The organism is Kibdelosporangium aridum (assembly GCF_900176515.1).
Classification (GTDB): domain Bacteria; phylum Actinomycetota; class Actinomycetes; order Mycobacteriales; family Pseudonocardiaceae; genus Kibdelosporangium; species Kibdelosporangium aridum.
Map to the genome: position 1 here is coordinate 2,195,613 of NZ_FWXV01000001.1, position 8,217 is coordinate 2,203,829.

General features: G+C 66.7%; 8 protein-coding genes and 1 pseudogene. 3 read left to right on the forward strand and 6 right to left on the reverse strand.

The window, feature by feature from the left end; genetic code table 11:
- The first annotated feature begins 12 nt into the window (after nt 1-12).
- Both B9C43_RS09450 and B9C43_RS09455 read left to right on the forward strand, forming a co-directional pair.
- The gene (locus tag B9C43_RS09450; RefSeq protein ID WP_235038511.1) at nt 13-2,814 is read left to right on the forward strand and encodes an AbfB domain-containing protein; all 2,802 of its coding nucleotides are present in this window, start codon (nt 13-15) and stop codon (nt 2,812-2,814) included.
- A 129-nt stretch (nt 2,815-2,943) separates the two neighbouring features.
- Nucleotides 2,944-3,819: a DMT family protein gene (locus tag B9C43_RS09455; RefSeq protein WP_084425491.1), complete on the forward strand. Its 876-nt coding sequence runs from the start codon at nt 2,944-2,946 to the stop codon at nt 3,817-3,819.
- Here B9C43_RS09455 and B9C43_RS09460 read toward each other — a convergent pair whose 3' ends face one another.
- The 5 genes from B9C43_RS09460 to B9C43_RS09480 all read right to left on the reverse strand — a co-directional run bounded on the left by B9C43_RS09460 (nt 3,820) and on the right by B9C43_RS09480 (nt 6,934).
- Nucleotides 3,820-4,227, reverse strand: a complete 408-nt coding sequence (locus B9C43_RS09460; RefSeq protein WP_084425492.1) for an NUDIX hydrolase — start codon at nt 4,225-4,227, stop codon at nt 3,820-3,822.
- Complete coding sequence (locus tag B9C43_RS09465) at nt 4,212-4,766, reverse strand: isochorismatase family protein (protein ID WP_084425493.1); 555 nt, start codon at nt 4,764-4,766, stop codon at nt 4,212-4,214. The genes B9C43_RS09460 and B9C43_RS09465 overlap by 16 nt, the downstream gene beginning before the upstream one ends.
- Nucleotides 4,763-5,608 (reverse strand): LLM class flavin-dependent oxidoreductase, encoded by an 846-nt coding sequence (locus tag B9C43_RS09470; RefSeq protein ID WP_084425494.1) that lies wholly within the window; start codon nt 5,606-5,608, stop codon nt 4,763-4,765. The genes B9C43_RS09465 and B9C43_RS09470 overlap by 4 nt, the downstream gene beginning before the upstream one ends.
- A complete protein-coding gene (locus B9C43_RS09475) occupies nt 5,605-6,564 on the reverse strand; it encodes a prenyltransferase/squalene oxidase repeat-containing protein (RefSeq protein ID WP_084425495.1) in 960 nt (319 codons plus the stop codon). Before B9C43_RS09475 ends, B9C43_RS09470 begins: the two co-directional genes overlap by 4 nt.
- A 79-nt stretch (nt 6,565-6,643) precedes the next feature.
- The gene (locus B9C43_RS09480) at nt 6,644-6,934 is read right to left on the reverse strand and encodes an Rdx family protein (RefSeq protein ID WP_084425688.1); all 291 of its coding nucleotides are present in this window, start codon (nt 6,932-6,934) and stop codon (nt 6,644-6,646) included.
- 61 nt (nt 6,935-6,995) lie between these two features.
- Here B9C43_RS09480 and B9C43_RS09485 point away from each other — a divergent pair, with 61 nt between their 5' ends.
- A complete protein-coding gene (locus B9C43_RS09485) occupies nt 6,996-7,730 on the forward strand; it encodes an enoyl-CoA hydratase/isomerase family protein (RefSeq protein WP_084425496.1) in 735 nt (244 codons plus the stop codon).
- A gap of 191 nt (nt 7,731-7,921) precedes the next feature.
- Here the strand turns inward: B9C43_RS09485 and B9C43_RS58425 are convergent.
- Nucleotides 7,922-8,217, reverse strand: a pseudogene (locus B9C43_RS58425) (IS110 family transposase); the annotation flags it as partial.

Below are 8,217 nucleotides of genomic sequence, written 5' to 3' on the forward strand. Positions count from 1 at the left end.
CACAACGTTGTAATGCCGCTACGATCGGGCGCACCGGACGACGTCAAGGGGGACGTGATGACCAGGCCCAGCCGTCTGCTGATCAGTGCACTGACCGGCTTATTCCTGACCGCCACGCTGGTCACCGCGCCGCAGGCGGCCGCGGCCACGTGGGTGCCCAAGACACCGCCGCTGACCACGCCATGGACCAGCCAGGTCTCCCCTGCCAACGCCCTGCCCGAATACCCGCGCCCGCAGATGGTCCGGGCGGACTGGCAGAACCTCAACGGCGTATGGGAGTTCAGCGGCGCACCGAACCTGAACACCCCGCCGATCGGACGGACGCTGCCGGAAGGTGTGCTGGTGCCGTACCCGATCGAATCCGCGTTGTCCGGGATCATGCGGCACGAGAACTACATGTACTACCGGCGCACGTTCACCGTGCCGTCCACATGGGACGGGCGCCGGGTACGGCTGAACTTCGGCGCTGTCACGTGGGAGGCCCGGGTCTGGGTGAACGGCACCCAGGTCGGCACGCACACCGGCGGTTACGACGCGTTCTCGTTCGACATCACCAATGCCCTGCGCGCGGGCTCGAACGAGATCATCGTGGGGGCGTACTCGCCGGTCGACGGCGGCGCGTTCCCGGTCGGCAAACAGCGCCTCAACTCCACGGACCGGATCTTCTACACCCCGGCGTCCGGTATCTGGCAGACGGTGTGGCTGGAACCGGTGCACGCCAACAACATCACACGCCTGGACACCACGCCGAACGTGCCGCTAGGCGCCCTCGACCTCGTCGTCCAGGGCACGGCTGGGCAGCAGGTGCGGGCCGAGGTGCTGACCGGCGGCACGGTCGTCGGCAGCATGACCGGCACCACCGGGACGAACATCAGGATCCCGGTGCCGAACGCCCGTTTGTGGTCGCCGGACGACCCGTTCCTCTACGACCTACGCGTGACCATGCTCACCGGCGGTGACGTCGTGACGGGTTACTTCGGTATGCGGTCGTTGGGCAAAGCCGTGATCGGCGGCGCGCTCCGCCCGATGTTGAACGGCAAGTTCGTCTACCAACTGGGCACCCTCGACCAGGGATATTGGCCGGACGGGATCTACACCGCGCCGACGGACGAAGCGCTGCGGTTCGATCTGGAACGGCAGAAGGCCATGGGCTTCAACATGGTCCGCAAGCACATCAAGGTCGAACCGGCCAGGTGGTTCTACTGGGCCGACCGGCTCGGTCTGCTGGTCTGGCAGGACATGCCGTCGTTGGCCCCCGTCGCCGATCCGCCCGCCGCCGGCCGCGCGAACTTCGAAGCGGAAGTACCCCGGATCATCAATCAGCTCAAGGGAATCACGTCGATCGTGCAGTGGGTCCCGTTCAACGAGGGCTGGGGTGAGTACGACAACGAGCGCATCGTCAACCTGGTCAGGGCGAACGACTCGACCAGGCTGATCAACCACAACTCCGGCTCCAACTGCTGCATCTCGGACCCGGAGCCACCCAACGGTGACGTGATCGACGACCACGCCTACCAGATGTCCAGCGGCACACGGCCGCCGACGCAGACGCGGGTGGCGGTGCTCGGCGAATACGGCGGCCTCGGGCGGCGGATCGTCGGGCACGAGTGGCAACCGGGTGCCGGAGGCGCCTACGGCCCGCTGTATCCGGACGAGAACTCGTTGACCAACCGGTATGTCGAGATCACCCGTGAGGTCGGCCGGTTCGTGCACAGCAGAGGGCTGTCGGCCTCGGTCTACACGCAACCGTACGACGTGGAGAACGAAATCAACGGGTTCTTCACCTACGACCGCCGGATCATGAAGATGACCGAGGCCCGGGTGCGCCAGGTCAACCAGGAGGTGCTGGCGAAGGCCAACGGGACCGAGGTCGGCCGGGACGAACTGATCTCGCTCAAGGTGACCACGTTCGGGCTCACCAACCGCTACCTGCGGCACCAGGACAGCGTCACGCGCACCGACGTGGTCACCAACACCAGCCCTGACCTGCTCAAACAGGACAGCACGTTCTGGGCGCGGCCCGGTCTGGCCAACCCGTCCTGTCTGTCCTTCGAGTCCCGCAACTTCCCCGGTGAGTACCTGCGGCACGCCAACTCCGTGATCCGGAAAGACCCGAACGACGGCACGGCGGCGTTCGCGGGCAACGCGACCTTCTGCGCCCGGCCGGGTCTCGGCGCGACCGCGTTGGAATCACACGACGCCCCGGGATCGTTCATCAGGCATTTCAACGAGAACGTCTACCTGGCCCGGCAGGGCGGCCCCAACCCGTGGGACACCGCGACGACCTTCGCCGCGGACACCACGTGGGCCGCGACGATCGGATGGTGGCGCAGCGGATTCTCGCTGCCGGTGAACTCGGCACGGTCGTTGCAGGTGACCACTCCCGGCTTCACCGACCGGTTCCTGCGCCACCAGGACAGCCTGGCCCGCACCGATGTGGTGACCAGCGGCAGCGCGCCGTTGCTCAAGGCCGACGCGACGTTCTACATCCGGCCAGGACTGGCCGACTCTTCGTGTTACTCCTTCGAAGCGCGCAACATCGCCGGCCGCTACCTGCGGCACGCGGATTTCCGCGTCCGGTTGAACCCGTCGGAGAACACGGATCTGTACCGCCGGGACGCGACGTTCTGCGCGCAGCCTGGAGCAACCCCGGGCAGTGTCAGGCTGGCGTCGATCAACGAACTGGGTACGAACATGCGGCACTACAACGCCGAGGTGTGGGTTGCTTCCAACGGAGGCGCCCAGGTGTTCGACAACCCCGTTTCGTACGCCGCAGATGTCAGCTGGGCGGTCGCCGCGCCCTGGACTCCGTAAGCAATAGTTTCCCGATCGGTCACCCAAGATCCGCAAAGCCGGTACGCTCGGGGGTGAGGGATCTCCGCGCGTCCACTCAAGGACGGCTGAACACACCCGTTCCGTTGAGATTGGGCGACGACTGGGGCTATGACTGACTTGATCATTGCGATCGTGCTGTGTGTCGCAGTCGCGATCGCGTATGCCGTGGCAGCTCTCATCCAAGCGCGCCACGCGCACCTGACTGTTGCCCAACTTGTCCGCGTACCGGTGTTATGGCTGGCGATCGGACTCAATGGACTCGGTGCGGCGCTGCACGTCGCCTCGCTGAACTTCGGTCCTTTGTCCCTGATCCAGCCGCTGGGCGTGCTCACGCTCGTGATCGCTGTCCCGTTGGCAGCGCTGACCGCACGACGCAAGCCAACCCGGCTCGAACTGACCGGCATGACCTACACGGTGCTCGGCCTGACCGGTCTCGCGCTGATCATCACGACCTCCGGCAAGGCCGACACGCTCACTTCGTTCGAGCTCATCGCGCTCATCATCGGAACTGTTGTCTTCGTCACCGTGCTCGGCTTCCTCGGCAGGCGCCCAGGGGCGTCGACCTTATGGGAAGCCGTCGCGGGCGGCGTGGCGTTCAGCGTCTGCTCGGCCTTATGCCAGACGCTCGTTGTCACCGTGGGCGACAGTGGGGCCGACGCATTGTTATGGCCCACGACGATCCTCGCCATGGTCGCGGTCGCGACCTTCGCGATCGTCGCGACCATCCTGACGCAGCGCTCGTACCGCAACGGCCTCAGCGCACCACTGGCTGTGACCAACCTCGTGAACCCTGCTTCCGCCACGATCATCGGCGTCGCGCTGCTCGGCGAGAATCTCGCCACCAGCAACCTCGAAATCGCGCTCGCAGTCATCTGCGGCCTGCTCAGCGGCTACGGAGTCGCCCAACTCGCCCGCGCCCGGGACGTCGCGACGACGATCACCGTGCCGCCAACGCCTCAGAAGGACGTCCAACCGGTCTCGTGACTACGTGATCAGGGCCCGGCCTCGCAGATCGAGCAAGATCCTGAGTGCCGCGGGCGCGGTGTTGGGCATGGCGGCGTATTCCTCGTGGCTGAACCAGGCGACTTCGGCGATCTCCCCCATCGGCGCCGGCTGGCGGTCCAGCTCGCCGAAGTAGCAGGCGATCCAGACCCGTGTGCCTTCGGGTTCGCCGTAGGCCTGGTCCTCGAACGTGTCGTAGCCATGCAGGCTTCCCACTGAACAGCCCAGCTCTTCCCGGATCTCGCGCCGCAGCGCGGCCTCGTCGTTCTCGCCCTGATCCAGCTTGCCGCCTGGCAGGTAGAACGCGAGCTTCTGGCGCGGGCGAACCAGCAAAGCCTTGCGGTCCTGGACATGGATCAGTGCGACCGTGTTGATCACCTTGTCGTCCATGCCGCCTCTACTTCGGCCGCTGGCCGTACGCTCACCTCTCCACCGGGATGCACCGCGGTGCTGAGAATCCTGTTGTGCCGGTCGATGATCTGTTCGGCACTCAGGCCTGCGTCGGGATCACCGTCTGCCGCTGGTGCGTGTCCATCGCCGACCAGCACGACGTCCAACCCGTGGCTCAACGACGAGCGCGCTGTCGCGTCGACGCAGTAGTCGGTGGCGACACCGGTGAGCACAACGGTGTCCACGTCCCGCTCGAGGAGCATTGCGGCGAGGTTCGTGCCGTAGAAGCCGTCCGTCGCGGTCTTGCGGATGACCACGTCGGTCGGTTGCAGATCGAGGCGGGCGGCGAGCTGTGCGCCCGACGACTCCGGATCGAACATCGACCCGCTCGGGCCGATCTGCTGCAGCGCGACCACTGGGACACCGCTTTCGCGTGCCTTGCGGGCGAGTGACGCGATCCGGCCCGCGAGTTCGTCGCCGCGCCAGACCAGCGGCATCAGCACTTCCTGCATGTCCACGATCACCAACGCGGTGCTCACGTCTGTTCCCTCCAGCCCGCAGCCACCGCCGCGAGATCACGCCATGCCTGCTCCGGGTGCTTCAGTTCCTCGGGGTCGCCGCCGAACGTGTCGAGCAGCACGGCTTCAGCGCCGAGCGACCGCAGCGTGGCGAGGTCCCCGACGATCTGCTCGAGGTCACCTTCACCGGCGAGCCGGTCCTCGCCTGTCACCGGCTCATCGGACGGTCGAAGCACGATCCGCGGCGCCAGCCCGGGAACCGGAAGACCTTCCTGTGCCGCAACGGACTTCAACCACTCAGCGGCTTCGCCCAACCAGGACGCCTTGCACCGCAGCGGATGCCACACGTCCCCGAGCCGGACTGACCGCCGGACGGCGGCCGCGCTGTTGCCGCCGACCCAGATGGGGATCCGGCCGCTGCGGTAGTCGTCTTCCTGCTGCCACGCGGTCCGCACCGCTCGCAGGTGCTCGTCGGTGAGCTTGCCGCGCTGCTTGAACGGCACGCCCAACGCGTCGAACTCCTGCTCGGCCCAGCCCACGCCGACACCGAGGATGAACCGGCCGCCGCTGAGGTCGGCCAGGTTCGCGGCCATTCGCGCGGTGAGCAGCGGATGCCGGTACGGCACGATCAGCACTGTCGTGCCGAGCAGGATCCGCCGCGTCGCACCGGCGAGCCACGAAAGCGTGGTGAACGGCTCGTAGAACGGCGCCGGATACTTCTCGGCGACGTCCGGCGTGACCGCGATGTGGTCGGACATCATCAGCAGGTCGAAGCCCAGTCCTTCAACGGTTTGCGCCCAGCTGCGCAGCACTCCCGGGTCGGTGCCCGGTCCGTAGTTGGGGATGTTCACACCTATTTTCACGAAGCACTCCACCAGTTGAGGACTCGCGTCGCGTACAACGTCAACCACTTCGAAGGCTCACCTGCGGGCACGTCTTCCTCGAACCACACCTGCCCTGGTGGCCGGCCAGCCTGCAGCCACGTGCCGTCTGCCTGCCGGGCCGCACGGATCAACGAGATCGCATCAGACATCCGTGGGTCTGGCCGCACGCCGTCGAACACCGCCGCCTGGCGGAAGTAGTCGGCCGCGTTGAGCACGTTGTAGCGCCAGCGGAACGGGTAGCCGAAGTGGTCGATCCACGGCCCCACCGGCTCACCCGTCGACAGGCGGCGGAAAAGCCCGCGCTGCAACAGGTATTCCTCACCTGAACGCCGGACGGCACGCGTCGCCGGGGTGCCTCCGGTCGCGATGTCGTAGGCGAGCAATCCCTTGAGGGAGTTCAGCGTCGAATGGAACGACGACCGTTTCGAGCCTTCCACCCATTCGCAGTTCCATCCGCCGTCGGCCAGCTGATGCTCCACGAACCAGTCGGCGATGCCAGTGACGTCCGCGCCGAGCCACAGGCCGTTCGCGAGCGTCCACGCGTTGATGCAGCAGTCGACCTCGCCACCCCAGTACGGCAGGTCGTCGTACTCCCAACGGCTGTTCTGAGCGATCAGGTCGGCCGTGCCTTTGAGGACCGCAGGGTCAAGCCCCCATTCCCGCAGGGAGTTCAGCGTCCACGTGGTCGCCATCCAGGGCTGCCCGGTCTGTTCGATGGTGGCGAAGTCGAAGCCCGCGGGGAAGAACGCACCGCCCGCCCATTGGCCGTCGGCGTCCTGCAGGGCCAGCAGACGGGCACCGAACCCTTCGGTCCCGATCCGCGCTCTTGTCGCCTCCCATATCTCGGCTGGCTCGCCGACGAGATCACGCTCGGCTTGCCACCGTAACGCCGGATCGGAATCGCGGAGCCACGCGTGCACGTCCTCAATCCCCATGGCGCGACCCTAGCGACGCTTGCCCTGCGACGGCAGCCTGGTCCTGGTTGTCACCGGCGTGATCGCCTTCAACGCGTGGTCAGGTCGACGCGCGCCGGTCCGTGTGCCCGAGGTCCCTGTCGGGGGCGATCCGGTCCCGCACCAGACGCTTGAGCTCGGCGAGCTCAGGGAAACCGCCCTGCTCCGCACGTGACCACAGCGTGTCACCGTCGAGCCGGACGTCGAAGACACCGCCCGTCCCGGGGATCAACGCGACCTCGCCGAGTTCGACGGTGAAGGTGGTCAGCAGTTCCTGTGCGGTCCACCCCGCGCGCAACAGCCAGCGGCACTGGGTGCAGTACTCGATCTCAAGGCGAGGCTGCCGGGTCATGCTGATCAGTATGAAGCGCGGCTCACACACGCGCCGCACCCCCGTGCGCCAAGATGGGTCAATGATCGAGGTGACTGACCACAACGGCGTGGCGATCCTGTCGCTGAGCCACGGTCCGGTGAACGCGCTGGACCTGGAGATCCTGACCGAGCTGCCGAACGTGTTGGCACAGGTCGCCGACGCCCGCGCGGTGGTGCTGACCGGCGCGGGCAGGTGCTTCTCCGCGGGGGTGGACCTGAAGCGGATCATCGACGGCGGCGCCGGCTACGCCCAGGAGTTCATCCCAGCGCTCAGCACCGCGGCTTTCGCCTGGTTCACGCACCCCAAACCGACCGTCGCCGCGGTCAACGGCCACGCGCTCGCTGGTGGATGTGTCCTCGCCGCGGCCGCGGATGTGACGCTGATGTCCGGCGGTACGATCGGGCTCACCGAACTGGCCGCCGGAGTGCCCTTTCCGACCGTACCGCTGGAGATCATGCGGCACGCATCCGCCGCAGTCTCATCGCTTGTCCTGACAGCGAAGACAATCAGCCCAGCCGATGCGGCCGCCATCGGCCTGGTCGACCGGGCCGTCATCCCCGAGGACCTGATGACTGTCGCGCTCGGCCAAGCGGAGAAACTCGCCACGGTCGCGGCGGAAGTCTATGCACTGAGCAAGAAGCAGCTCCAGCAACCGGCAGTGCAGCGCATCGAGTCGTTGCGTGCCCTCGACGATCCAGCTGTGATCGAGATCTGGTCCGCGGAGTCCACACGCGACTTCCTGGTCGAGTTCATGGCTTCGCTCGGCCGCAAGTAGACCGGACTGGTCGCTGACCGCCGAGGCGGTGAAGCAGCTGTACACCTCCGGCCGAACGGCAGGTCACCCACGGTGGCCCGGCATCGCTTTGGCGGTGCCGGGCCACCGGCTCACCGGTTCCGAAGTGAACGGAACGCGGCACGGATCTCCCGGCTGAACAGCTCCGGCTCCTCCCATGGCTCCCCTTTATGTCAAGAGGCGGCTGGGAAGTGGGGGTTAGGCTGGGTTGTGGTGGGTCCGGGTTGTGGCTTGTCCGAAGAGCCGATGTCCGGGGGTAGGTCGGTCACGCTGGACTGGCGAGTCGTCCCGGAGTGCCCTCCCGGGCCTGCCGCTTGCCTGGTCTGCTGGTCGTGCACCATCCGGCGATAAACCACATTGGATAGTCGTCGTTTGAGTGCGCGCATGGCTTCCATCGAGGTCTTGCCCGCGGCCTTCTTCGCATCGAAGTAGACACGGCCTGGAGTGGCGTTGCGCAGCTGAACGGCAG

What these genes read in the sequence shown, in the direction of transcription:
- B9C43_RS09480 (WP_084425688.1), bottom strand. Translation starts at nt 6,934, where the DNA reads ATGACCCGGCAGCCTCGCCTTGAGATCGAGTACTGCACCCAGTGCCGC.
- B9C43_RS09475 (WP_084425495.1), bottom strand. Translation starts at nt 6,564, where the DNA reads ATGGGGATTGAGGACGTGCACGCGTGGCTCCGCGATTCCGATCCGGCG.
- B9C43_RS09455 (WP_084425491.1), top strand. Translation starts at nt 2,944, where the DNA reads ATGACTGACTTGATCATTGCGATCGTGCTGTGTGTCGCAGTCGCGATC.
- B9C43_RS09460 (WP_084425492.1), bottom strand. Translation starts at nt 4,227, where the DNA reads ATGGACGACAAGGTGATCAACACGGTCGCACTGATCCATGTCCAGGAC.
- B9C43_RS09450 (WP_235038511.1), top strand. Translation starts at nt 13, where the DNA reads ATGCCGCTACGATCGGGCGCACCGGACGACGTCAAGGGGGACGTGATG.
- B9C43_RS09485 (WP_084425496.1), top strand. Translation starts at nt 6,996, where the DNA reads ATGATCGAGGTGACTGACCACAACGGCGTGGCGATCCTGTCGCTGAGC.